General features: G+C 45.9%; 27 protein-coding genes. All 27 read right to left on the bottom strand.

What is annotated here, in order from left to right; genetic code table 11:
- Positions 1-23 precede the first annotated feature (23 nt).
- Complete coding sequence (gene atpD / locus HUS26_RS18910) at positions 24-1436, bottom strand: F0F1 ATP synthase subunit beta (RefSeq protein WP_173918583.1); 1413 nt, start codon at positions 1434-1436, stop codon at positions 24-26.
- Between the two features lie 38 nt (positions 1437-1474).
- Positions 1475-2335: an ATP synthase F1 subunit gamma gene (atpG, locus tag HUS26_RS18905; RefSeq protein WP_173918582.1), complete on the bottom strand. Its 861-nt coding sequence runs from the start codon at positions 2333-2335 to the stop codon at positions 1475-1477.
- Between the two features lie 45 nt (positions 2336-2380).
- Positions 2381-3889 (bottom strand): F0F1 ATP synthase subunit alpha, encoded by a 1509-nt coding sequence (gene atpA, locus HUS26_RS18900; protein WP_173918581.1) that lies wholly within the window; start codon positions 3887-3889, stop codon positions 2381-2383.
- Positions 3890-3901: 12 nt separating this feature from the next.
- Positions 3902-4453 (bottom strand): F0F1 ATP synthase subunit delta, encoded by a 552-nt coding sequence (locus HUS26_RS18895; protein ID WP_173918580.1) that lies wholly within the window; start codon positions 4451-4453, stop codon positions 3902-3904.
- Positions 4450-4971 (bottom strand): F0F1 ATP synthase subunit B, encoded by a 522-nt coding sequence (gene atpF / locus HUS26_RS18890; RefSeq protein ID WP_173918579.1) that lies wholly within the window; start codon positions 4969-4971, stop codon positions 4450-4452. The genes HUS26_RS18895 and atpF overlap by 4 nt, the downstream gene beginning before the upstream one ends.
- Before the next feature lie 218 nt (positions 4972-5189).
- Positions 5190-5402 carry a F0F1 ATP synthase subunit C gene (gene atpE / locus HUS26_RS18885; RefSeq protein ID WP_035548636.1) on the bottom strand — a complete coding sequence of 71 codons (213 nt, stop codon included), beginning with the start codon at positions 5400-5402 and terminating at the stop codon, positions 5190-5192.
- Positions 5403-5448: 46 nt separating this feature from the next.
- Positions 5449-6171: a F0F1 ATP synthase subunit A gene (atpB, locus tag HUS26_RS18880; protein WP_173918578.1), complete on the bottom strand. Its 723-nt coding sequence runs from the start codon at positions 6169-6171 to the stop codon at positions 5449-5451.
- A 24-nt stretch (positions 6172-6195) separates the two neighbouring features.
- Positions 6196-6567: an ATP synthase subunit I gene (locus HUS26_RS18875; RefSeq protein WP_173918577.1), complete on the bottom strand. Its 372-nt coding sequence runs from the start codon at positions 6565-6567 to the stop codon at positions 6196-6198.
- 1 nt (position 6568) lies between these two features.
- The gene (locus tag HUS26_RS18870; protein WP_371809642.1) at positions 6569-6757 is read right to left on the bottom strand and encodes an AtpZ/AtpI family protein; all 189 of its coding nucleotides are present in this window, start codon (positions 6755-6757) and stop codon (positions 6569-6571) included.
- A gap of 252 nt (positions 6758-7009) precedes the next feature.
- Positions 7010-9166: a S8 family serine peptidase gene (locus HUS26_RS18865; protein ID WP_173918575.1), complete on the bottom strand. Its 2157-nt coding sequence runs from the start codon at positions 9164-9166 to the stop codon at positions 7010-7012.
- A 140-nt stretch (positions 9167-9306) separates the two neighbouring features.
- A complete protein-coding gene (gene wecB, locus HUS26_RS18860) occupies positions 9307-10455 on the bottom strand; it encodes a non-hydrolyzing UDP-N-acetylglucosamine 2-epimerase (RefSeq protein ID WP_173918574.1) in 1149 nt (382 codons plus the stop codon).
- A 10-nt stretch (positions 10456-10465) separates the two neighbouring features.
- A complete protein-coding gene (gene upp, locus HUS26_RS18855; protein ID WP_173918573.1) occupies positions 10466-11098 on the bottom strand; it encodes a uracil phosphoribosyltransferase in 633 nt (210 codons plus the stop codon).
- A gap of 218 nt (positions 11099-11316) precedes the next feature.
- Positions 11317-12573 (bottom strand): serine hydroxymethyltransferase, encoded by a 1257-nt coding sequence (gene glyA / locus HUS26_RS18850; protein ID WP_173918572.1) that lies wholly within the window; start codon positions 12571-12573, stop codon positions 11317-11319.
- A 40-nt stretch (positions 12574-12613) separates the two neighbouring features.
- Positions 12614-13159, bottom strand: coding sequence for a TIGR01440 family protein (locus tag HUS26_RS18845; RefSeq protein ID WP_173918571.1), 546 nt, complete (start codon positions 13157-13159; stop codon positions 12614-12616).
- A 103-nt stretch (positions 13160-13262) separates the two neighbouring features.
- Positions 13263-13703, bottom strand: coding sequence for a ribose 5-phosphate isomerase B (gene rpiB / locus HUS26_RS18840; RefSeq protein WP_173918570.1), 441 nt, complete (start codon positions 13701-13703; stop codon positions 13263-13265).
- 368 nt (positions 13704-14071) lie between these two features.
- The gene (locus tag HUS26_RS18835) at positions 14072-14683 is read right to left on the bottom strand and encodes a low molecular weight protein arginine phosphatase (RefSeq protein ID WP_173918569.1); all 612 of its coding nucleotides are present in this window, start codon (positions 14681-14683) and stop codon (positions 14072-14074) included.
- Between the two features lie 63 nt (positions 14684-14746).
- Positions 14747-15289 carry a manganese efflux pump gene (locus HUS26_RS18830; protein WP_254434248.1) on the bottom strand — a complete coding sequence of 181 codons (543 nt, stop codon included), beginning with the start codon at positions 15287-15289 and terminating at the stop codon, positions 14747-14749.
- A 60-nt stretch (positions 15290-15349) separates the two neighbouring features.
- Entirely contained in the window at positions 15350-16390 is a 1041-nt protein-coding gene (locus HUS26_RS18825) for an L-threonylcarbamoyladenylate synthase (RefSeq protein WP_173918568.1), read from the bottom strand.
- 205 nt (positions 16391-16595) lie between these two features.
- On the bottom strand, positions 16596-16925 hold the full coding sequence (locus HUS26_RS18820) for a hypothetical protein (protein ID WP_173918567.1): 330 nt from the start codon (positions 16923-16925) through the stop codon (positions 16596-16598).
- A 51-nt stretch (positions 16926-16976) separates the two neighbouring features.
- The gene (spoIIR, locus tag HUS26_RS18815; protein WP_173918566.1) at positions 16977-17591 is read right to left on the bottom strand and encodes a stage II sporulation protein R; all 615 of its coding nucleotides are present in this window, start codon (positions 17589-17591) and stop codon (positions 16977-16979) included.
- A gap of 55 nt (positions 17592-17646) precedes the next feature.
- Entirely contained in the window at positions 17647-18486 is an 840-nt protein-coding gene (prmC, locus tag HUS26_RS18810) for a peptide chain release factor N(5)-glutamine methyltransferase (RefSeq protein ID WP_173918565.1), read from the bottom strand.
- Between the two features lie 2 nt (positions 18487-18488).
- On the bottom strand, positions 18489-19559 hold the full coding sequence (gene prfA, locus HUS26_RS18805) for a peptide chain release factor 1 (RefSeq protein WP_173918564.1): 1071 nt from the start codon (positions 19557-19559) through the stop codon (positions 18489-18491).
- Positions 19560-19653: 94 nt separating this feature from the next.
- Positions 19654-20046: a hypothetical protein gene (locus HUS26_RS18800; protein ID WP_173918563.1), complete on the bottom strand. Its 393-nt coding sequence runs from the start codon at positions 20044-20046 to the stop codon at positions 19654-19656.
- Positions 20047-20105: 59 nt separating this feature from the next.
- A complete protein-coding gene (locus tag HUS26_RS18795) occupies positions 20106-20966 on the bottom strand; it encodes a dimethylarginine dimethylaminohydrolase family protein (protein ID WP_254434247.1) in 861 nt (286 codons plus the stop codon).
- Between the two features lie 324 nt (positions 20967-21290).
- The gene (locus HUS26_RS18790) at positions 21291-21911 is read right to left on the bottom strand and encodes a thymidine kinase (protein ID WP_173918562.1); all 621 of its coding nucleotides are present in this window, start codon (positions 21909-21911) and stop codon (positions 21291-21293) included.
- A gap of 441 nt (positions 21912-22352) precedes the next feature.
- Positions 22353-22598: a type B 50S ribosomal protein L31 gene (locus tag HUS26_RS18785; RefSeq protein ID WP_173918561.1), complete on the bottom strand. Its 246-nt coding sequence runs from the start codon at positions 22596-22598 to the stop codon at positions 22353-22355.
- 145 nt (positions 22599-22743) lie between these two features.
- Complete coding sequence (gene rho, locus HUS26_RS18780; protein WP_173918560.1) at positions 22744-24036, bottom strand: transcription termination factor Rho; 1293 nt, start codon at positions 24034-24036, stop codon at positions 22744-22746.
- Positions 24037-24063: the final 27 nt, after the last annotated feature.

Raw genomic sequence — 24063 nt, 5'->3', positions numbered from 1 at the left:
GAGTGACACTTGCAATGATATGCTTATTGCATTCCTTTTGCTTTTTCGACGACTTCCTCGATGCGGCCGACAAGACGGAAAGCATCTTCTGGGATATCATCGTGCTTGCCTTCAAGAATCTCTTTAAATCCTTTTACTGTTTCAGCTACTGGAACGTAAGAACCTTTTTGGCCGGTAAACTGTTCAGCTACGTGGAAGTTCTGAGATAAGAAGAACTGCACACGACGAGCGCGGGCTACGGTCAGCTTGTCTTCGTCAGAAAGCTCATCCATACCTAAGATAGCAATAATATCTTGAAGTTCTTTATAACGCTGAAGCGTCTGTTGCACTTCACGTGCCACTTCGTAGTGTTCTTCCCCTACGATGTCAGCGTCAAGAGCGCGGGATGTAGATGCCAGTGGATCCACGGCAGGGTAAATCCCTTGCTCGGAAAGTTTACGCTCAAGGTTAGTAGTCGCATCTAAGTGAGCGAACGTTGTCGCTGGGGCAGGGTCCGTGTAGTCATCGGCAGGTACGTAGATCGCCTGGATCGATGTTACGGATCCTTTATCTGTAGATGTAATACGTTCCTGAAGCTGACCCATCTCTGTTGCCAATGTAGGCTGGTAACCTACGGCAGATGGCATACGTCCTAGAAGGGCTGATACTTCAAGACCACCTTGGGTGAATCTAAAAATGTTATCGATGAAGAACAGTACGTCCTGTCCTTGCTCATCACGGAAATATTCCGCCATTGTAAGACCTGTTAAAGCTACACGCATACGTGCTCCAGGCGGCTCGTTCATCTGACCGAATACCATGGCCGTTTTCGTGATTACTCCAGAGTCTTTCATTTCATAGTAAAGGTCGTTACCTTCACGAGTACGCTCACCTACACCGGCGAATACGGAGATCCCGCCGTGCTCTTGAGCGATGTTGTTAATAAGCTCCTGAATCAGTACGGTTTTACCTACACCGGCACCACCGAACAAACCGATTTTACCACCTTTTACATAAGGGGCCAGCAAGTCTACAACTTTAATTCCTGTTTCAAGAATTTCAGTTTCTGTTGCAAGGTTTTCAAACTTAGGAGCTTGACGGTGAATCGGGTCACGACGAACATCACTAGGGATTGGATCGTCCAAGTCGATTTTTTCACCAAGTACGCTGAATACTCGTCCAAGCGTTACATCACCTACAGGAACGGCGATTGGTCCTCCTGTATCGATTACGTCTGTACCACGCTGCACACCTTCTGTTGAAGACATGGCAACTGTACGGACAGAGTTGTCTCCAAGGTGAAGGGCAACTTCAAGGGTAAGATCAACGCTCGTTTCATCTTCAGACTGTGCAAAATAGCTAACTTTCAATGCGTTATTAATATCAGGGAGGTTGCCGTCATCAAATGCAACGTCAACAACCGGTCCCATGATTTGGGTTACGCGTCCTTTACTCATCGATTTCCCTCCTTACTTATCATACAAGTCCAAGAATTCTATTCGAGGGCAGCTGCACCGCCGACGATTTCGGTAATTTCTTGGGTAATGGCTGCTTGGCGGGCACGGTTATAGGAGAGTGAAAGGTCGCCAATTAATTCATCGGCATTATCCGTTGCACTCTTCATCGCTGTCATACGGGCAGCGTGCTCACTAGCTTTTCCATCCAGCAATGCGCCGTAAATCAGGCTTTCAGCATATTGCGGGAGTAACACTTCCAGGATCTGTTCCTCATTCGGCTCATACTCATAAGCGCTGGAAGGAGCTTTGCCTCCTGGGTTTAAATCTGTTAATGGCAGCAGTTTCTTCTCAGTGACTTCCTGAGTAATCGCACTGACATAGTGATTGTAGTAAATGTACAGCTGATCGATATCTCCATCAATGAAAAGCTGAACCGTTTCTGATGCGATATCTTTGATATCAGCGAAGTTTGGCTGATCTGAAATACCGGTAATATCTTTATCAACAGGCATATTACGATTGCGGAAAAAGTCCCGGCCTACTCGTCCCATTGTGATCAGTGTATATTCATCTGCGGATGTATGGCGCTGGCGAATCTGCTGATAGACCTTACGCAGGACACTGCTGTTATAAGCACCAGCCAACCCGCGGTCTGAAGTGATGACAAGATAACCTGTACGCTTCACTTCACGGCTTTCAAGCATTGGGTGCCTTGCACCGCCGCCTGCAGCAATACCCGCGACTACTTCCTGGATCTTTTCACTGTAAGGAACGAAAGATCTGGCATTTTGCTCGGCACGGTTCAGTTTAGAAGCTGATACCATTTCCATCGCTTTCGTAATCTGCTTCGTTTTCTTAGTAGATGTGATCCGACCTTTAATATCTCTAAGGGATGCCACGCTGTTTCACCACCCTTTCTAACTAGCATGATCTTTTCGCTTTTCTTATTCAGAAACTACAAAAGTTTTCTTAAATGCTTCAATAGCGCCATTCATTTCTCCTTCGTCCGCTAACTTACCAGTTGAACGGATTTCAGAAAGAAGTTCTTTACGGTTGTTATCTAACCAAGTATGGAATTCTGACTCAAAACGAGTGATATCTTCCACTGGAATGTCATCTAAGAACCCTTTTGTCAGAGCAAAAATACTCATAACTTGTTTTTCAACGGCTAGCGGCTGGTGAAGTCCCTGTTTCAGTACTTCAACGGTACGAGCCCCGCGGTTAAGTTTGGCCTGAGTGGATTTATCCAGGTCAGAACCGAACTGTGCGAACGCTTCTAGCTCACGATAAGACGCAAGATCCAGACGCAGTGTACCTGCAACTTTCTTCATCGCTTTGATCTGAGCCGATCCTCCAACACGGGATACAGAAAGTCCGGCGTTGATGGCTGGACGTACACCAGAGAAGAAGAGGTCAGACTGCAAGAAGATCTGTCCGTCTGTAATGGAAATTACGTTTGTTGGAATATAAGCAGAAATATCGCCTGCCTGTGTTTCTACGAATGGAAGAGCTGTAAGTGATCCTCCACCCTTAGCGTCACTAAGTTTAGCGGCACGCTCAAGTAAACGGGAGTGCAGATAGAAAACGTCCCCTGGGAAGGCTTCACGGCCTGGCGGGCGGCGAAGAAGCAAGGAAAGCTCACGATATGCAGCAGCCTGCTTAGAAAGGTCATCATATACAACAAGGACGTGCTTGCCGTTATACATGAAATCTTCACCAAGAGTAACCCCAGCATATGGAGCAAGGTAAAGAAGTGGTGCCGGCTGGGACGCACTTGCTGTTACAACGATTGTATAATCAAGAGCTCCGTGGCGGCGAAGTGTTTCAACTGTACCACGTACTGTTGATTCTTTTTGACCGATCGCTACATAGATACAAATCATATCCTGGTCATGCTGGTTTAAGATTGTATCAATGGCTACAGATGTTTTACCTGTCTGACGGTCACCGATGATAAGCTCACGCTGTCCACGTCCGATTGGCACAAGAGCGTCAATCGCTTTAATACCGGTTTGAAGCGGCTCATCTACGGATTTACGATCCATAACTCCTGGTGCAGGAGATTCGATTGGGCGAGTTCGGGTCGTTTCGATTGGACCTCTGCCGTCTACCGGCTGTCCTAATGGGTTTACGACACGTCCCAGCATTTCCTCACCTGTAGGAATCTGCATGATACGGCCCGTACGACGAACTTCATCGCCTTCTTTAATATCTGTAAATGGTCCAAGAATAACGAGACCAACGTTACTTTCTTCCAAGTTCTGTGCCAATCCCATGACACCATTTGAGAATTCAACAAGCTCACCGGCCATACAGTTATCAAGACCATGAGCACGTGCGATACCGTCACCTACTTCGATAACTGTACCTACATCGTTGACTTCAATATCTGTTTCGTAGTTTTCAATTTGCTGTTTTATCAGCGCACTGATTTCTTCAGCTTTGATGCTCATGCCATTTCACCCCTATCGTCTATAATTCGGAGAAACTAGCTCACGTTCGATACGGCTAAGCTTCCCACTGACAGAACCATCAAAAATGCGATTTCCGACGCGCAGACGGATACCTCCAAGAATGGAAGGGTCGACCACATTCGTCAGGTTAAGTGACTGTTTGCCTACCTTAGGTGCAAACGTTTTTGAAATACGTTCTTTCTCATGGTCCGATAAAGGATTCACAGTATACACGGTTGCATCTGCAATACCTTTTTTATCATTCATCTTTAAAATGAACTGGTCGGCCATATCCTTAATGATTTCTTCCCGATGACGGTCGATTAACAGCATTAGCGTGTTGACGGTCTCTTTAGAAAAGCCTTTAAGAGAACCCTTTAACAACTGTTTCTTCTCGTTCACCGATAAGCGAGGGTGCTTCAGGAACTTCTCAAGACCTTTATTGCCTTGGAAAATTTCCTTTAACGCACGTAATTCATTTTCGATCTTGTCCAGTTTAGACTGTTCTTGTCCGATTTGAAAAAGAGCATTCGCATAACGTTTGGCAATGATTGTTTCACTCATCGCTCTTCTCCTGCCTCATTAATATATTGATCGATAAGCTGCTGCTGATCTTTCTCAGACAGTTCTTTTTCAATGACTTTAGAAGCAATCATAACGGACATGGAAGCCACTTGATCTTTAAGTACTTGTACTGCTTTATCACGCTCTTGCTCGATTTCTTGACGGGCAGACTCTTTTAAGCGTTCTGCTTCTTGACGAGCCGATTCGACAATGTCACGCTCTTGCTGAACAGCCGTTTTGCGTGCATCCTCGATGATATTCTGTGCGTCTTGACGCGTTCTTTTTAACTCTTCAGCTGCTTCACGATGTTGAATCGCAGCTTCTTCACGACTTTTTTCAGCTGTGTCAATTTCGTTGGCAATGTAGTCTTCACGCTCTTTCATCATGTTCATTAAAGGTCCCCATGCAAACTTTCTTAAAAGCACGAGAAGGATAATGAAGAAGAAAAGCTGAGCAAACATATCGCCAATCGCAAAACCTCCAGCCCCCAGGACTAAATTAGATGTAAATCCCAGCACAGTTGTCACTCCTTTCCACAAAAAACACCAGTTAGCTTCACCATATAAAAATGGAAGGCCCCTCATCGACGCCTGAATCTTACAGTTTTATAAACCCGGCTGAAACTCCGGCGGCTGCCTAAGTTTTCTTTTGAACAAACAGGGTACATATACCTCGAAGGACATAAAGGAAAAGCGAAGATTCACGAATATGAACTTCGCTATTTTCACCTTTACATTTACTGACCCATTACGATAAATGCTATTACAACACCGATAATCGGAAGTGCTTCTACTAGTGCGACACCAATGAACATTGTTGTTTGAAGAACACCGCGTAATTCCGGTTGACGAGCAATTCCTTCTACTGTTCTACCTACGATTAAACCGTTACCAATACCTGCACCTACTGCTGCAAGTCCTACTGCTATTGCCGCTGCAATTAGACCCATTTGAAAATCCTCCTCTTATTTTGTAAAAAGTATTTATGTTTTTTTATTAATGGTCGTCTGCCACTTTATGAGACATATAAACCATTGTTAACATAACAAAGATAAACGCCTGGATGAAACCAATGAAAGTACTAAAGCCCATCCATGCTACCATTGGAATAGTAGCTCCCAAGAAACCTAACACACTGCTTGTTGCCATGCCTACCAGTAACGATAACAGAATTTCACCTGCGTATATGTTACCGTAAAGACGCAGTCCAAGAGTTAAAGTGTTGGAAAATTCTTCTAAAATCTTGAATGGAAACAGGAACGGCAATGGTCGTACAAAGCCTTTTCCGTATTCTGCACCACCCTTTAACTTCACTCCGTAATAGTGTGTTAAAACTACAACCATAACGGCTAACGTTAGAGTGATTCCCGGATCAGCAGTTGGTGATTTCCACCATAGATCATGACCAACCACTCCGTTAGTTATAACACCGAGCATGTTTGATACAAATATGTATGCAAACAACGTAAGACCTAAAGGCAGGAAAAGCTTTCCTTTACGCCAGTCCATATTTGACCCGATAATGCCCTTAATAAAATCAATCAGCCATTCCATAAAGTTCTGAAAACCTTTTGGGTATCGCTGCATATTCTTTGTTGCGGCAACCCCCAGAATGAAAACTACTAATGAAGCAACAAACATCATTAATATGTTGGACAAGTTGAAACTCAACCAAGGAATCCCAAACGCGTGCTCCCACATCGGTGCTTCGTGATTCAATCTGTTCACCTCTCTTCCATCATTCTAATCTGTTGATCTGTTGAACAGGTAATCTATTAAAATGACAATGTAGGCTGTCATTAAGCCCAAAACTACTGAAATTAAATGGAAATATTCTTCATATTGTAGGGTGACGACTACCGCTAATGCAGCAGTTGCCATACGTGTAAGTGTTCCTAACCCTCTCTTCTTCGGCTTGTCCTTCGTGGACTCTTCACCAAACCTGGTGATTTTCTTCTGCATCAGCCAGAGATTGTAGAAACTTATTGTGCTTCCTAATAGAAGCCCGAGGAAAATTGTCTGCCAAGGGGTGATGCCCCAACCTAAAACGAGAATTGCCAGAAGGTAGAACATCCATTTTCGCTGACGGGCTATCATATACTGATACTCTTCCAAATTAATCGTCTCCCGTGTAAGCTCGTACTAAATGAATGGTTCCGTATGTACCCGATCCTAACCCTAGAAATAATCCTATAATTAGAAAAAGGGGACTTGTTGAAAATTGATTGTCCAGCCATTTCCCTAGAAACACACCTACAAGTGGTCCTCCTGCTAATTGGGAAACAATGGCACTAGTGATTGCCATTGCCCGGAAAGGAGACTGCGGCTGCTTCACTTCAACACCCTCTTTTTTAATATTGAAAAAAAGAGCTGTGGAGGCATGAAAACCTTATCATTCCACACTATGTAAGAATACAATAGGGGTCTATTCATGTCAATCCGTTTGTGAGGAAAAATACAATTGTCCGACACCGAATGATCACATTTTTGTCACATTTAGGGATCTTTTGGCTTTTAGTCTTTTTTAAAAATAAAACAGCCGCGAATCGCGGCTGTTTTATAAGTGAACAGGAAAGCTGAAATTGTACTTTTCTTCATTGATTTCGACAGTGACTACAGCGACATATGGACCGTAATACTCCTCGTCCATATTCAGGTTAATCTCGCCTTCGTTTAACCCTTCTTTTGGATCATCTATCTTCACGAGCTGGCCCTGATGAAGTAAAGTGCCGGCCCTGTATAAATCAATCGTTACCCGATCAGCTTCTTCCGTTAAATGGAAGCGGTACGATAAGTCGCTGTCGCTTTGCCAGTCCTTAAACAGTTCGAGCCCTGATACTTTTTCATAATTGGCGGTTTCTATCATAAACAAATACGGCAGGTGGTAATCCTTTGTATCACTTTGTATTTGCAAATACCCCTGATGTACACCTTCCTTAATAAAGGAACGGTTCATCTGTACTTCAAACGGCATTTCCGCTTTTTCTCCCGGAGCTAACGTAAAGCTTGGCGGCACCCGCCAATTTAAGCCGACTTTCTGCTTCGGCTGCTGTACACGGAACGTCCGCTCATCTTCTCCCTGGTTTTTTACGGTGACCGTTATCTTTTTACGGAAAAATGTCTCTTCCACCCGTCCAAAATTCAAGGCGCCCGGCGACAGTAAGACTTCCGGATCGAGCGCCTCATCCGTATCTACATAGCCTGATCCCTGCTCAGTCGGCAGAAATGTTCCATCCCCTTTTAGCAAAAGGTCCGCTGAACTCATGATCGACTGTTTAATATCGTGAGGCGACCAGTCGGGATGGGCTTCTTTAATCAGCGCCGCAGCCCCGGTGATGTGAGGAGCAGCCATGCTTGTTCCCTGCAAAGCCTGATATCCGCCTGGAACCGTACTGATGACATTCACACCCGGCGCTAAAATATCCGGCTTGACGCTCCAGCTCGCGGTCACAGGTCCGCGTGAACTAAACGGCGCAATGCCGTGGCTTGCTTTCTTGCTTATCGTCTCCAGCCACTGATCCTCCTGGACGCCTTTTTCAATCAGCCAGTCTCCTTGTTCTTTTGTTACCGCCGCCACAGGAATCGGGAGGTCCAGCCCTTCCATCGAGCCGTACAAGGGATCATCGCTGTTGTTAATAATGATCACCGCTTCTGCTCCACGCTGATAAGCCGCTTGAGCTTTTTCAGCAAAAGGAGTTTCTCCTCGTCTCATCAAAACGATTTTTCCGGTGACGCCAAAGAAGTTCTCATCCGATCCGTCAAAAAGCGGCATTTTTTTATTAAATGTCCATGGCTTTGAACCATGTAAGAGCAAGACGGGAACTTCTCGCTTTTCCCCAGGGATTTTTATAATAGGATGCTCAGCAGGCAAAGACGCTGCTCCTACTGTAATTGCATCAGGCGAAGTCGCCGGAGAACCGACCGTCCACGGACTTGGCCCTGCATTCCCAGCCGCAACAACGACCGTCGTCCCTAACTCGATCGCCTTATCGACCGCTTTTGTCGTCGGCCAGTCGGGCCCGTTCACATCGTTCCCTAGCGATAAGTTGATCACGTCCATCCCGTCTTCTACCGCTTCTTCAATTGCAGCGATTACCTGAACCGATGTCCCCATACCACCGGGACCTAGCGCCCTGTACGCATACAGCTCTGCATCAGGTGCCACACCTTTCATGTCGCCGTCTGCTCCGATCACACCAGCAACGTGTGTCCCGTGAATCGTGGCTCCCTCTTCCATCGTCTCCATCGGATCATCATCAAAATCGACTACATCAAATCCGCCCTGATAATTCACTTTAAGATCCGGGTGATTGTAATCGATTCCTGTATCAATCACGCCCACTTTTACTCCGCGTCCGGTATAGCCGGTATCGGGCCGAATAATATCCGTCGTCAGCGAAACTGCTGATTGATTAGCGAGCGGTTCAAACTGAGTTTCATACGTCAGCACTGGATACTGCTGAATCCCTTCATGCACCCGCACCATTTTCTCCAGTTCCCCCGGGGTCCCTTTTACCGCCACACCGTTAAAAATCGTGTCATACTCTGCTACCACTTCAAGCCGGGGCAGCCGAGACTCCACCTGCTTTTTAAAAGTAGACACATCCATTTCTTTTAGTTCCACAATTATCGTTACTTCTTCATCCGGTTTCGGCTGGCTGAATCCCATCAGAAGGAGCGCCAGCCCAATGATGGCCATGATCTTATACCGCATAGCGTGTCTCCTTTTTGGGATAGTTTGTGTCAGGAAGGATGGGGTTATACAGGGGATTAAGGTATCTGGCCGCGAGCACCGCCGCGGCCTATTTAAAAAAATCAAGCTCTAGTTCTAGAGCTTGATTTAGTCATCTGCTTTTATTCTGTTTCAAAATGCTCCGGTTTATCCTCACGATGATTGAAATAATAGCGGATCGCTTCCGCAATACGGGCAGAGGCCTGTCCATCTCCATAAGGGTTGGAGGCATGGGCCATTGCCGCGTGTTTTTCATCATCAGATAAAAGTTCATGAGCCAGGTTGTAAATATGATCTTCGTCGGTGCCGGCGAGCATGAGCGTTCCTGCTTCAATGCCTTCGGGGCGCTCGGTTGTATCACGAAGGACGAGCACGGGTACGCCAAGGGAAGGTGCTTCTTCCTGAACGCCGCCGGAATCGGTCAAAATTAAGTGGGCGCGGGAGGCGAAATTGTGAAAATCAATCACATCAAGCGGGTCGATCAGCTTAATGCGGTCATCGTTTCCTAAAATTTCGTCGGCGGTTTCCCTTACAACCGGGTTTAAGTGGACAGGATACACGACTTCGATATCGTCGTGAGTTTCCACTAACCGCTTGATCGCGCGAAACATCTGCTTCATGTTATTTCCGAGATTCTCGCGGCGGTGCGCGGTCATTAATACGAGTCGGCGTCCGTCTAAGCTGTCCAGCACGTCCGACTGGTACGCTTCATCCACCGTCGTTTTTAATGCATCAATGGCTGTATTACCGGTTACAAAAATGCTCTCAGCCGGCTTATTCTCCTCAAGAAGATTATCACGTGACTTATTCGTCGGGGAAAAATGAAGATCAGCCATAACCCCTGTCAGCTGTCGGTTCATTTCCTCAGGGAACGGTGAATATTTGTTCCATGTGCGAAGTCCCGCTTCAACGTGGCCGACGGGAATCTGATTGTAGTAAGCGGCGAGTGAAGCGGAAAACGTTGTTGTCGTATCGCCATGCACGAGCACGATGTCAGGCTCGGCTTCTTTCATTACATTGTCCAGACCCTCAAGCGCCCGGGTTGTAACTTGTGCGAGCGTCTGGCGGTCTTTCATAATATTCAAATCAAAGTCAGGTTCTATGTTGAAAATGTTTAATACTTGATCGAGCATCTGCCTGTGCTGAGCCGTCACTGCCACAATCGGCTCGAACTGCTCCGGCCTTTTTTTCAATTCTAAAACGAGCGGGGCCATTTTAATCGCTTCGGGACGGGTCCCGAAAATCGTCATGACTTTGAGTCGATTAGCCATAAGCGCCTCCTTATTTAGTTCCAAACAGGCGGTCGCCGGCGTCACCAAGGCCAGGTACGATGTAACCTTTTTCGTTCAGTTTCTGGTCCATGGCTGCTAAGTAGATGTCCACATCCGGGTGGGCTTCTTTTACAGCGTCTACACCTTCAGGGGCAGCTACAAGACACATAAGGCGGATTTGGCGCGCTCCGCGTTTTTTCAATGAATTGATCGCTTCGTTCGCAGAACCTCCTGTCGCAAGCATCGGGTCGATCACAATCAATTCACGCTCTTCGATGTCGCTAGGAAGTTTTACATAATATTCAACAGGCTGCAGAGTTTCCGGATCTCTATATAGTCCAACGTGACCGACTTTGGCAGCTGGAATAAGCTTGATAATACCATCAACCATTCCTAAACCGGCACGAAGAATAGGAACAAGACCAATTTTCTTCCCTGTTAGCACTTGAGCTTTCGCGTTCGGGACAACAGGTGTTTCAATTTCCACTTCTTCTAAAGGCAGATCACGAGTGATTTCAAAAGCCATCAGCGCCGCTACTTCGTCTACGAGCTGGCGAAAATCCTTCGTCCCTGTCTCCTGTTTCCGTATGTACGTCAACTTGTGCTGAATTAATGGATGGTCCAATACGTATACATTTCCCATGTCAGTCACTCCTTTTAATTGTTTGCATCCCTAAAATTGTACAGAAAATGTCGATAAAGAGCAAGGGGCCATATTTCGGTACCTATTTTCGGTACCTATTTCGGTACCTGGTACCACAACTCTCCCTCCGCGTACCTGGTACCGAGAATCAAACTCCCGGTACCAGGTACCCAGAGAAAAAAGAAAAAAACTCACCTAAAAAAGGTGAGTTTTCTCCATTATGGCGTACTTGGCATTAGTGATTGATAGAGTGGGAAGCGGGACGTTAGTTTTTCTACACGTTCCTTAGCTTCCTTAAGTTTTTCGTCGTTGTCATGGTTTTTAAGAGTGAAAGCGATCAGCTCGCCGATTTCTTTCATTTCATCTTCTTTAAAGCCGCGGCTTGTCACAGCTGCTGTACCAATACGGATTCCGCTTGTCGTAAACGGTCCTTCCGGATCATAAGGAATTGTGTTTTTGTTGGTCGTGATCGCAACAGCATCAAGAGCTTTTTCAGCCACTTTTCCTGTTAAACCAAGTTCGCGAAGATCTAACAGCAGCAGGTGGTTATCCGTACCGCCGGATACAATGCGGACACCGTTCTCCACAAGCGTTTCTCCTAACTGCTTCGCGTTTTTAATGATTTGACGGGAATATTCCTTAAATTCCGGCTGCAAGGCTTCTTTAAAGGAAACGGCTTTGGCTGCGATGATGTGCATTAGTGGACCGCCCTGCATACCTGGGAATACAGTTTTGTCGATTTTTTTAGCGAATTGTTCTTCACATAAAATCATGCCTCCGCGCGGGCCGCGAAGTGTTTTGTGAGTCGTTGTCGTCACAAAGTGAGCGTGCGGCACTGGATTCGGGTGTAGGCCAGTGGCGACAAGTCCTGCGATGTGAGCCATATCAACCATCAGGTAAGCTCCTACTTCGTCAGCGATTTCTCTGAACTTAGAGAAATCAATCTCACGCGGGTAGGCACTTGCGCCAGCAACGATCAGCTTCGGCTGAACTTCTTTTGCTTTTTCAAGGACAGCGTCGTAGTCAATGCGTTCATCTTTTTCAGTAACGCCATACTCTTCAAAATTGTAAAGAGTACCGCTGAAGTTCACAGGGCTTCCGTGAGTTAAATGTCCACCGTGGCTTAAGTTCATTCCAAGAACTGTGTCGCCAGGCTCAAGAATCGTGAAGTAAACGGCCATGTTCGCCTGAGCACCGGAGTGAGGCTGGACATTAGCGTGCTCAGCTCCAAATAGTTCTTTGGCACGATCTCTTGCCAGGTTTTCTGCTACATCGACGTATTCACAGCCTCCATAATAACGGCGGCCTGGGTAACCTTCTGCATACTTGTTTGTTAATACGGAGCCCATTGCTTCCATGACAGCTTCTGATACGAAATTCTCTGAGGCAATGAGTTCGATATTTTTTTGTTGACGATCCTTTTCATTCAAAATCGCTTCATATAATTCAGCATCCGAACGTTTTACGTGTTCCATAGTAAAAAATTCCCCTCTCCGTTTCCATTCTTTAGTTGGACTAGCATTCATAAACGGCTCTGGCGCCGCCGATTAATGGCGGACGTGTGCGAGCCACCGTGACGTGGGCCTGACCTATCGACTTTTGTTCAATCCTAAGTGGTACAGCAACGCGTTTGAGGTGCATCCCAATTAACGTATCCCCGATATCTACACCGCCCTGGGCTTGTACCGTTTCGACGAGCACCGGATCTTTCATATGCTTATACGCGTAGGAAGCCATCGATCCACCGGCTTTAGCCACTGGTATCGCGGTTACTTCCGTGAGCCCATAAGCTTTTTGGACTTCACGTTCAACGACTAATGAGCGGTTTAAATGCTCACAGCACTGAAAAGCAAGCTGTGCACCGGATTGTCTAGAGAACTCCTGCCATTCATCAAAAAGCACTTCGGCGATGGCTTCACTGCCAGATGTTCCAATTCGTTCGCCGGCTACTTCACTGGTAGAACAGCCAATGACGAATAACCCGTCTTTCATATGGCCGGTTTCCAGTAATTGGCGGGCAACATGAGCGACATCTTGCTGGATTGCCTGAACTTCTGTCATTTCTTAGCCATCTCCTTTTCCATGGTGAGTAAGCTTTTAGGCAGTTTCACCGTGACGACAAATACTTTCGAAAAACAACAATCACACTTTGCTATTTATTCTATTACTTATTTTCATATTCGGCAATCTTATTCACACGTTTTTCATGACGGCCGGCTTCAAATTCTCCGGTTACCCATGTTTTGGCAATCTCACGGGCAAGTCCAGGTCCGATGACGCGCTCACCCATGCAGAGCACATTGGAGTCGTTATGCTCGCGGGTCACTTTTGCCGTAAAAAGGTCGTGAACCAGAGCGGCACGGATTCCTTTTACTTTGTTGGCAGCAATTGACATGCCGATGCCTGTTCCGCAAATCAGTATGCCTTTATCAAATTCTCCGCTTGCTACACGCTCAGCTGCAGGGATCGCGTAGTCTGGATAATCGACGGACCCTTCACATTCACAGCCGATATCGTCAAAGTCGATGTTCAGTTCTTCTAACACTTCGGCAACTTCGCGGCGGATGTTAATCCCGCCGTGGTCGGATGCTAAAATGACTTTCATCTTGCTGTCACTCTCCTCTATCATCACATTGTCCACTTTATAGTGACAGGTCAGAAGATGTCTGTCAATTAAATAAAAGATTCAGTGAGCTTCATAGGCGGGGGGATGAAACACGGAAAAAGATGGTCGAGAAGATTTCCCGAAAATACTTACACGCTGTTCTTTAAAAGCCGAGCATATTTCCTTTCTTATACGGGGGATCAGCGACAAGGATGAAGTCAAGTGGCAGGAAATGGTGAGAGTCCTGCTTAAAAAACAAACGGGCAAGACCCCGCCGTGCGGTTTTCACGAGGGTTGTTGAAGTAAAAAAAGGGGGGAAATAAATGTGTCCTATTCAGGAGATTCAATGAACAGGACTTTTTTTACTGCTATTTATTTTTACTGCTTAATTTTTTCACTAGAGCATTTATTGTTTCATCGAGCTCGTCGCGGGTTCTGCGGTACACATCTTTATTTTGGCCATACGGGTCTACTATGTTTAAATTCGGCAGCTCCTGCTCTGCTTTTCTAATCGCATCAATCTCATCTGCTAATTCTTTCAGCAAATGTTCCTCCAGCTCGGCTTCACTTAAATCTTCTTCGACCTGACTTAAGATCCACGCCCGCTTCTCTTCTAATAGAGCATACAGATCTGTTAAATGCCGCCACTGGTCTTCTTTAATATATACATATTCTTTCAGGGTAAAAAATTTATCTTCAAATTCAGGATACTGAAGAGCAAGTGTCTGTTTATGGCTTTCGGTCATTGATAAAACGACGTCCGCCCATTCAAGCAGCTCTTCATCAACCTGTGTTGATGTATTGTCAAAGGTTAAGCCGAGTTCCTTTAACACTTCTGCAGCGTTGGTGGCAATTGGCTGATTTGCCCCGGCAAATATTCCCGCTGACTTGATTTCCGCGTCGTGCTCCTTGGCTTTCATAAGCGCTTCAGCCATCGGGCTTCGACATGTATTTCCTGTACACACAAAAAGGATATTCATCCGTGGTCCCCCCTTTTTCTATCATATTCCCTATTTTAACACAGCCCTGTTCTTCAAAAAAATTTAAAATATTGCATAAAGCCCCAGTGCACATAAGATACTGCCGCCAAACAGCTCACTGTAAGCCCCGACAAAATTCGTCGCTCTTCGGCCGACAAAAAAACCAAGCCATGTAAGAACGGTACTCATGAAGCCAAAGGCTAATATCGCAAAGATAAAGCTCGCATTGTTAAGCCCGAGACTGAAACCGACCGGAAAGCTGTCAATGCTCACACTAAACGCAAACAGCCACATCCCTGCTCCTGTCACGGAATAAGCGGTTGATTTCTTTTCCGAAAAAGAAGCAAACACGGTATAGGCGCCAATTGTCAGCAGCAGGAAGCCTCCGGCTAGGGAAGCCCACTCCGTTACGTTTACGAAAAGCCATTTGCCTAGTAATATCCCTAATCCCGGCATGACCATATGCAGCACGCCTACAAATAGACCGGCCAGTCCAATATACTTTAAGCGGATCGACTGCATCCCCATTCCAAGGGACACCGAAAAAGCATCCATTCCCAGCGCAATCGATAAAAGCACTAATGACGTGATATTCTCTATTTCCAATTGAAAGCCTCCTCCTCGGACATGCTAATGTAGCGTATGCGCCGAGAAGGAGGCATATGATTAGTGCTGAATGATTTTCTGGGAAGCGGCTTTTTGCAGACGGTTCATAATCGCTGCACCGACTCCTGTTTCTGCAAAAGTTTCGCATAATATGATGTCGACATCAGCTTTTTTAAATTGGCGAAGCGCACGGTAGAGCTCACCCGCTACTTCTGTTAGATCCTCTCGAGAGCCGCAGACGATAACCGGCTCGTGATCCAGCTGTTCCGCCAGTTCCGAGCTTGCGATAACTCCGACTCGATCACCATCATCTTTTAACTGCTGCAGCTGCTCCTTAAAAAATCGCTCATCTCCATCGATCAGCCAGAGCGGTGATTCAGGCGCGTAATGTGTATATTTCATCCCAGGCGACTTCGGCTGCTTGTCTTGTTCCGCTAAAGCCGGATCGACGATAATGCCGGGCACGAGCTCCTGTAGATCTTCTTTTGTTACACCGCCGGGACGTAAAATGATTGGATTTTCGGTCGTGCAGTCCACTACGGTAGATTCAACGCCTACCCCCGTCGGTCCGCCGTCGACGACTCCGGCAATTCGGCCGTCTAAATCCTGCATCACGTGTTCTGCATCAGTCGGACTTGGCCGGCCGGATCGATTCGCACTCGGAGCGGCAAGCGGCAGCCCGGAAGCATTTAAAATCGCAAGGGCAGTATCGTCACTCGGCATCCTTATCGCTACTGTGGATAAACCGGCCGTCACGTTTTTAGCAGCACGTCCGTTACTTGGAAGGACCAATGTTAATGGGCCCGGCCAGAAAGCAGACATTAACTTCTCGGCAATTGCCGAAATTTCTGTGACCAGCTCATCGACTTGATCACGATTCGATACGTGGACGATCAGCGGGTTGTCCGCCGGGCGGCCTTTTGCTTCAAAAATCTTCTGAACTGCATCTTCCCTGGTCGCATCGGCCCCGAGGCCATATACGGTTTCCGTAGGAAAAGCGACGACCTGCTGTGCTTTGAGCAGTTCCGCCGCTTCGATTATTGCTGAATTCTTTTTATCAATAGGTGTGGATAATTTCCACAGTTTAGTTTGTTCATTCATGCCTAAAGACTCCTTTTACTGCACCATTTCTACATATTATTATGAATAAATCCTATAAAAATCGCAAATTCAGGCATTATTAACAAGATATCCTCAACTTATCCACTGGTTTATCCACATATCCAGAGAATAAATAACGGTTACCGTTAAAAATAACTCCCACTATTCACAAGTTATTCACAGTTATATGAATGATTGTGAATAACTACTCCACTTTTCCACAATCCACTGTGTATGTCCACAGCTGCTCCTTTTGATTACAGAGGACGAACTGCTGATGTTTAAGGATGGTGCTGAGCTCCTGTGAATGACTTTTCACTTGAAGTTCACGCAGTTCTTCTATTTTCGCGTACGTCTGGATCAGTTCAAAAATATAGAGAATGCCTGTTGTCGTAACATTTCCATCGAGCTGCAGTCTTCTCAGCCTTTTTATCCCATTACCCTGGTCATCTAAAATAAACGTTCCTATGTCTTCATGCTTTTGTTTGATCGCATATTCGCTTTCTTTTCCATCTTTTAATTTTTCAATATACATAAACGCCACCGCCTTTCTCTACCACTCTATGAATCAGGGACGGCTGTTATGCTAGGAAAATAATTTATTCCATAGTTTTACGAGAAAGAACTCAACTTCTTCTTCTTGCTGTTCCTGTACTTCAGGCTCTTCTTTGGAATCTTCTGTTTCTGCTGCTTCTGCAACAGAAGCTCCGTTTGAAAAATCAAGGAAGCATAGCGGCGGAAACAACACACACCACCAATTATCGCCTTCCCCTTCCCCTATTGTAATTAAAATCGCTTCATACTCACCGGCCGGGTAAATGTAAGATCCATACATTTTCGTCGGGAATTTGACGGATTTTCCGTAATCGACTTGATAACTTTGCTTAACCCCATAATCTGCTACTGTCTCACCGACAATCTCTTCAATTTCTCCTAAACGGCTTTGAATCAGTATTCTGGCTGCTTCAATCGATGTTAAAGATTCCACCCATGTCGTGATTTCAGCATTCACGCGGTCACGCACTTCTCTTTTTAGTGCCTGTGCCGCGTCATCGTTGCTGTCGGCCAAGATTCTCAAGCGGATCGCTTCATCAGGGATCACTTGATATTCAGCCCCGCTTACTTTTTCTTCCGGTGTTCCATATAAAAGACTTGTAACAGTAATAAAAATAATAAGTATAGGTATGATTGCATTTTTCATAAAAAAATCCCTCCCTGTTGATAACCATTGTGGCCCGGGGAGGAATTTTTTAAACCTATGAATCTTGAATTGCGAAAACCATTCGGTCTTTTCCGTTAATATCCTTTTCAATCGTGACTTGATAGTTTCCTAGAATCGTTTGAATGATCCCTTTAACTGCTTCACCCTGCTGATAGCCGATTTCAAAAGCGATCAGCCTAGGCTTCTGCTCTCTCTTTTTAACTTGGGTAAGGATGGTTTCATAGGCGGCCAATCCTTCATTATCAGCAAAAAGAGCGAGAGATGGATCATAATTTTTCACGGTATCATGAAGCGGTTCCGATCGATCAATATACGGCGGGTTTGAAACAAGAACATCAATCGCAGCATTGTGTAATGGCTCAAGGAAATCTCCAGTTCGCCAGTCGATCGAAGCACCTTGCTGCTTCGCATTGGCTTGTGCGGTTTGCACAGCTTCCGGCGAGATATCGCTCGCGATGACGCGGCGTCCTGTTTCAAGCTGAAGTGTCACAGCAATAATGCCGCTGCCTGTGCCGATATCTGCGATTGTTTGGTCACTTGGCACAAGACGCGAAAGGACGCCATCGATCAGCTCTTCGGTTTCCGGCCTAGGAATCAGGACGTGTTCATTAACATTAAACTCACGTCCGTAAAAGTGAGCGCGGCCGATAATGTGCTGAACCGGTTTTCCCGTTTCGGCGTGCTCTTTTACTTTTTCAATAAAAGAATTTTTCAGCTCCTGAGGTAAAGGATCCCGTCCGTAAGCAAGCAGCATCGCAAAGCTCAAATCCAGAATATCCTCTAACAAGAGGTCGGCGACGCGTGGTTCACGGTCATATTCTTTTAAAAAAAGAGAAGCCCAGCGGCGGGCTTCTTCAATCGTAGTAAAAACCATAATTATTCTCCGATCGCTTCCAGTTTCTTCGCTTGTTCTTCCATAATCAGAGCATCCAAAATCTCATCCAAGTTCCCTTGCAGAATCTGGTCAAGCTTCTGAAGCGTAAGACCGATGCGGTGATCGGATACACGGGACTGCGGGAAGTTGTACGTACGGATACGCTCAGAGCGGTCTCCGGTGCCGACAGCGGATTTACGTGTTTCATCCAGTTTTGCCTGTTCTTCGCGCTGGAACTTATCATAAACACGGGCACGAAGAACTTTCATTGCTTTTTCCTTGTTCTTAATCTGGGATTTTTCATCCTGACAGGAAACAACGATTCCAGTTGGTTCGTGTGTCAATCGTACGGCTGACATCGTCGTGTTTACACTCTGTCCGCCAGGTCCGCTTGAGGCAAACGTGTCAACACGGATATCTTTATCGTGAATTTCAACCTCTACCTCTTCCGCTTCAGGAAGTACAGCCACTGTCGCTGTGGATGTATGAATACGACCTCCTGATTCGGTTTCCGGTACACGCTGAACACGGTGCGCTCCGTTTTCGAATTTCATTTTAGAATAGGCACGGTTACCTTTAATCATAAAGATAATCTCTTTATAGCCGCCGACTTCGTTGGACGTAGACTCAATGACTTCGATTTTCCAGCCTTGAGATTCCGCATATCGTGCGTACATACGGTACAAGTCACCCGCAAATAAAGCGGCTTCGTCACCACCGGCTGCACCGCGGACCTCTACGATAACGTTCTTGTCATCGTTCGGGTCAGAAGGAAGCATAAGAACCTTCAGTCTTTCCTCAAGCTCTGTCTTGCGTTCGGACAGTTCGGAGATTTCTTCTTTCACCATCTCTTCCATGTCGTCGTCCAGGCTTTCACTCAGCATGGCTTTCGCATCATCCAGCTGTTCGATGACTTCTTTATACTCGCGGTAAGCCGCCACCGTTTCTTGTAAACCGGATTGTTCTTTCGAGTATTCACGCAGCTTATTTGTATCAGAAATTACTTCAGGATCGCTGAGCAATTCATTTAATTTTTCATAACGATCTTCAAGGGTTTGTAAACGTTCGATCAATGGTATGCACCTCTTTCTCCATAACAGTACAATTATATTATAGAGCCGTTACGGTTACAACCACGTCGAGTAAAAGGAGCAGGAATTCAGTTCCTTACCCTTCTGTTTTTACCGTTACGTCATAGCCTGGCACCGCATCCCGAATCGTCTTGGCCATATCCTTGGTCCATTGCTCTTTCTCATCATCAGCCAGTTTCTTATCTGTTGATACGGTCACCCATGCGTGGTTGTTCTCCATAATAATTCTTTGTACGTGGACACCAGGAACGGTATGAGCCGCATTGCGGATCTGGTCACGGTCCTGCTTTAATCCCCAAGTATCTCCAACGCGCTCAATCGAACGCGGGTTATCTGTTGTAGGGGACGGCTCTTTTTGAACGCCCATATCCATAATATCCTGGCGATTCGTATGGCCCTGCATTTCATTAGTATTATAACAGCCTGCTGTTAAAAGGATCAGGCCGATAGTCAGTAGTAAACGAAGCATAAAAAATCACCTCTTCTCTTTTTTACTAGTTTGACCGAGAAGAGGGTGATTATGCTTCCTTATGACTGGCGGTTTATGGGTAATGTACAGCAGCGGAACGAGCCGCCTGATTTTATAATTTCGGATAAATCCACTTCCAGCACTTCAAATCCGGCGCCGCGAAGCTCTTGATTCACCCGTTCATTTTGCGGAAGGCTGATCACTTTACGACCGCCGATCGATAACACATTCGTCCCTAACTGGAACTGTTCCTGCCCGCCTACTTCAATACAGTGGAACGTCTGTTTTAAAAGGTCAACGTCCTTTTGTTTAAAGGCATCCGGAAACAGAAGCGCCGTTTTTTCATCGACAATATTAAATGCGCAGTCTAAATGTAAAATATCCTCACGAAGCTCAAGCGGGATGACTGTGTAGGCAGGCAGTGTTTTTTGAAGCTGCTCTGCTGCTGAAAGCGTCGTACGCTCACTAATGCCGACATAGATGGTCTGGCCGTTAATAATGACGTCTCCTCCTTCAATCGAAGGCCCCGTCAGCTGTGTATACGTAATGTTCATTTCTTCTATGAATTCAATCAGCGGCTCGACTTCCTCTTTCCTTAAGTCACTTGCCAGCGAAGAAATGTATAAGTGCTGGCCAATGCAAAAGCCAATATCTCTCGTAAAAACCTGTTCATTAAATCGCGGATGTGCCGGAATATACCCCACATCGACGTTATGATTCTGCAGGAGACTTACGAACTCCTCGTGCTGCTTTAACGCACGGTCGACATCGATATTCTCTGAAGCGTAATGCTTTTGAGTTTCGTTAATAATTTCGGTGATTTTCATGTGTTCCGGCTTGCTCACCAAGACATTGACTAACGTGCCATACTCGGTTTCACAACCCATTGATTGATTTGAGTTCGCATTCATCGTCTGCATTCATGATTCCTCCATCGCCCAGGGGGTGTTATTCTCCTTATATTTTCACTTAAACCCATATACTCTAAACCTTTTTCAGCTGATTTTTTTGGGTGGTACCCGGTACCTGGTACCAGTGAAGCGACTTTTGGTACCTGGTACCTCAGTTAGTACCTGATCCTAAAATGGCCGCCTTTTTATTCTAACCTTAGGTTGCTCGATGAACCTGTATGTATTCCTTTACGGCTTATGTTTTACTGCTTATTATACAAAAAACCTTCCCCTGGACCAAGAAATCCGATCCAATTAAAAAATCCCGTGCACCAGGGCACGGGATTTTTTTATTTAGCGATAGGTCTCGACGTGTTCTTTTATTTTGGGCTGCCTGGGCTTATTAGGCACCTCATGGTGGTGGCGGCAGCGCGGTTCATAAGATTCGGAAGCCCCGACTAAAATAATCGGGTCATCATAAGAAGCCGGCTTGCCGTCAATCAGTCGCTGCGTACGGCTTGCCGGTGAGCCGCATACCGGGCAGATGGCGTTAAGCTTTGTGACACTTTCGCTTAAGGCCATAAGCTCAGGAACTTTTCCAAAAGGCTCTCCGCGAAAATCGGTATCGAGACCGGCCACAATGACACGAATGCCGCGGTCCGCGAGGCATTCGACGACTTCTATAATATTATCATCAAAAAACTGCACTTCATCAATTCCGACTATATCGACATCTTCCCCGACTTCTGGAAGGATTTCGAGGGATTCACTCACCGGACGGGCTAATACCGATGTCCCGTTGTGGGATACAATCGAGTCCTCTTTATATCGATTATCGATCGCAGGCTTAAATACACGTACAGACAAATTTCCATATGTAGCACGGCGTACCCGGCGGATCAGCTCCTCCGATTTCCCACTAAACATACTTCCACAGATGACTTCTACCCATCCACTTTGCTTCATCACATACACGTCAACTGTCTCCCTTCTCCTCGTAAGCACTTCACTAAAAAAGCTCTCTCTGGACGACCACGAGATCCATGATCGTCTCAGGACAGCTTTCCTTCATTCGTTCTTTATTTTATCTAAACGGCGCTGTTCTAAACATTTGAATGCGGTTCTGGCGTTCGGCTGTGAAGATAGAGCACTTCACTCCGCGTTTTGCTTATACGTACGCTCCTCAACTCTCGCCTTCGCTTTTCTTTTGTCCAGCTCGAGCACCTAGCTGCTCGAGGTCATAAGCAAACTGCCTTCATCATGCAAAACCATCTGATTGCGGCACCTTGCTTATGCGTGTCGTGTCTACCAGGCCGCCTACGCTTTTCTTACAATAAAAAACAGGCAAACGGTAAGTGAATTTGCCTGTTTTCGTTCAAAATATTCAAGGAATGCTTTGTGGGCACTCGTTGATAATTATGAAAGGTTATATTTTTTCTTAAAGCGATCCACACGGCCACCAGCTTTGTCAGCTTTCTGTTTGCCTGTGTAGAACGGATGAGATTCTGAACTGATTTCTACACGGATTAGCGGGTAAGTGTTGCCATCTTCCCATTCAATTGTCTCATCGGACGCTTGAGTTGATCCGGTTAGAAATTTAAAATCAGAACTTGTGTCTAGGAATACAACTTTACGGTATTCTGGATGAATTCCTTCTCTCATGTTCTTCCACTCCTTTTTGCCCTGATTCCTTTGGAAACAGAGTTATTGTAAGAGCCGTCGAAGGTTAGTCGATACACCTTGTACTGAAACTCACATAGAAAGATTATATCAGCCTGGGATAATCATTGCAACAGCTTATCGGTTATTATTTTCTTGCGCCTGCTTTGGCGGGCTTGCCTTGCATTTCTTTATCCATCAGGTCAAAGAATTCTTTATTATTCTTAGATGAACGCAACCTTCTCAGGAAGCGGTCGGTAAAATCGTGGGAGTCTGACATCGTTTTACGGATCGCCCAGACTTTATCCAGCTCAGCTTTAGGTAAAAGAAGCTCCTCTTTACGGGTCCCTGAGCGGCCGATATCAATTGCAGGGAAGATACGTCGCTCGGCAAGGCTGCGGTCGAGGTGCAGTTCCATGTTCCCTGTTCCTTTGAATTCCTCATAAATGACATCATCCATCCGGGATCCTGTATCGATTAAGGCGGTAGCCAGGATTGTTAAGCTTCCTCCTTCTTCGATATTCCTTGCTGCTCCGAAGAAGCGCTTCGGACGGTGGAATGCTGCCGGGTCGATACCGCCTGAAAGTGTACGTCCGCTCGGCGGGATGACAAGGTTGTAGGCACGGGCAAGGCGGGTAATGCTGTCCATCAGTATGATAACGTCACGCTTGTGCTCCACTAGACGCATCGCGCGTTCTAAAACGAGCTCAGCCACTTTAATATGGTTCTCCGGGACTTCATCAAAAGTAGAGCTTACCACGTCTACATCGGGCGCTACGGAACGCTCAATATCTGTTACTTCTTCCGGGCGCTCATCGACAAGAAGAATAATCAATTTAGCGTCCGGATGGTTCGTTGTAATGCTGTTCGCCATTTGTTTTAAAAGCATCGTTTTACCGGCTTTTGGCGGTGCAACGATCAATCCACGCTGGCCATAGCCGACCGGGGACATAATGTCCATAATACGTGTGGACAGCTTTTTACTTTCCGTCTCAAGCTTCATTTGCCGGTCAGGATATAAAGGCGTCAATGCCGGGAAATGTACGCGTTCCTTAGCCGTTTCTGGATTTTCTCCATTCACCGCATCTACGTGCAGCAAGCCGTAGTACCGCTCGTTTTCTTTTGGTGGACGGACTTTTCCAGATACTTTATCCCCATTACGCAAGTCGAAACGGCGGATTTGGGAGGCTGAGATATAAATGTCTTCGGCACTTGGAGAATAGTTAATCGGACGTAAGAAACCAAAACCTTCGGATGGAATGATTTCAAGAATTCCGTCCATAAATAAGAAACCATCTTTTTCTGCCTGAGCTTTTAGAATCGCGAAAATCAACTCTCGCTTCGTCAGCTTCGCATAATAAGAAACTTTGAATTGCTTAGCTAAGGAGTAGAGTTTTTTTAATGTCATCGTTTCTAAGCTAGAAATTGTTACTTCTGACACAAAATCACCACTTTTATTGAATTTTTT

The sequence above is a fragment of the Halobacillus sp. Marseille-Q1614 genome (assembly GCF_902809865.1).
GTDB lineage: Bacteria > Bacillota > Bacilli > Bacillales > Halobacillaceae > Halobacillus_A.
The sequence above is the reverse complement of the archived record's forward strand: the minus strand, read 5'-3'. Positions and strand labels throughout refer to the sequence as shown.

Excerpts from the sequence above, each read along its gene's own strand:
- HUS26_RS18865 (WP_173918575.1), bottom strand. The coding sequence starts at position 9,166 with ATGCGGTATAAGATCATGGCCATCATTGGGCTGGCGCTCCTTCTGATG.
- upp (WP_173918573.1), bottom strand. The coding sequence starts at position 11,098 with ATGGGAAATGTATACGTATTGGACCATCCATTAATTCAGCACAAGTTG.
- HUS26_RS18800 (WP_173918563.1), bottom strand. The coding sequence starts at position 20,046 with ATGCTTCGTTTACTACTGACTATCGGCCTGATCCTTTTAACAGCAGGC.
- wecB (WP_173918574.1), bottom strand. The coding sequence starts at position 10,455 with ATGGCTAATCGACTCAAAGTCATGACGATTTTCGGGACCCGTCCCGAA.
- glyA (WP_173918572.1), bottom strand. The coding sequence starts at position 12,573 with ATGGAACACGTAAAACGTTCGGATGCTGAATTATATGAAGCGATTTTG.
- HUS26_RS18795 (WP_254434247.1), bottom strand. The coding sequence starts at position 20,966 with ATGCAGACGATGAATGCGAACTCAAATCAATCAATGGGTTGTGAAACC.
- atpD (WP_173918583.1), bottom strand. The coding sequence starts at position 1,436 with ATGAGTAAAGGACGCGTAACCCAAATCATGGGACCGGTTGTTGACGTT.
- HUS26_RS18835 (WP_173918569.1), bottom strand. The coding sequence starts at position 14,683 with ATGAATATCCTTTTTGTGTGTACAGGAAATACATGTCGAAGCCCGATG.
- HUS26_RS18870 (WP_371809642.1), bottom strand. The coding sequence starts at position 6,757 with ATGGCAATCACTAGTGCCATTGTTTCCCAATTAGCAGGAGGACCACTT.
- prmC (WP_173918565.1), bottom strand. The coding sequence starts at position 18,486 with ATGGTTTTTACTACGATTGAAGAAGCCCGCCGCTGGGCTTCTCTTTTT.
- atpA (WP_173918581.1), bottom strand. The coding sequence starts at position 3,889 with ATGAGCATCAAAGCTGAAGAAATCAGTGCGCTGATAAAACAGCAAATT.
- spoIIR (WP_173918566.1), bottom strand. The coding sequence starts at position 17,591 with ATGAAAAATGCAATCATACCTATACTTATTATTTTTATTACTGTTACA.
- atpE (WP_035548636.1), bottom strand. The coding sequence starts at position 5,402 with ATGGGTCTAATTGCAGCGGCAATAGCAGTAGGACTTGCAGCAGTAGGT.
- HUS26_RS18820 (WP_173918567.1), bottom strand. The coding sequence starts at position 16,925 with ATGTATATTGAAAAATTAAAAGATGGAAAAGAAAGCGAATATGCGATC.
- HUS26_RS18845 (WP_173918571.1), bottom strand. The coding sequence starts at position 13,159 with ATGACAGAAGTTCAGGCAATCCAGCAAGATGTCGCTCATGTTGCCCGC.
- rpiB (WP_173918570.1), bottom strand. The coding sequence starts at position 13,703 with ATGAAAGTCATTTTAGCATCCGACCACGGCGGGATTAACATCCGCCGC.
- HUS26_RS18785 (WP_173918561.1), bottom strand. The coding sequence starts at position 22,598 with ATGAGAGAAGGAATTCATCCAGAATACCGTAAAGTTGTATTCCTAGAC.
- HUS26_RS18895 (WP_173918580.1), bottom strand. The coding sequence starts at position 4,453 with ATGAGTGAAACAATCATTGCCAAACGTTATGCGAATGCTCTTTTTCAA.
- HUS26_RS18825 (WP_173918568.1), bottom strand. The coding sequence starts at position 16,390 with ATGAATGAACAAACTAAACTGTGGAAATTATCCACACCTATTGATAAA.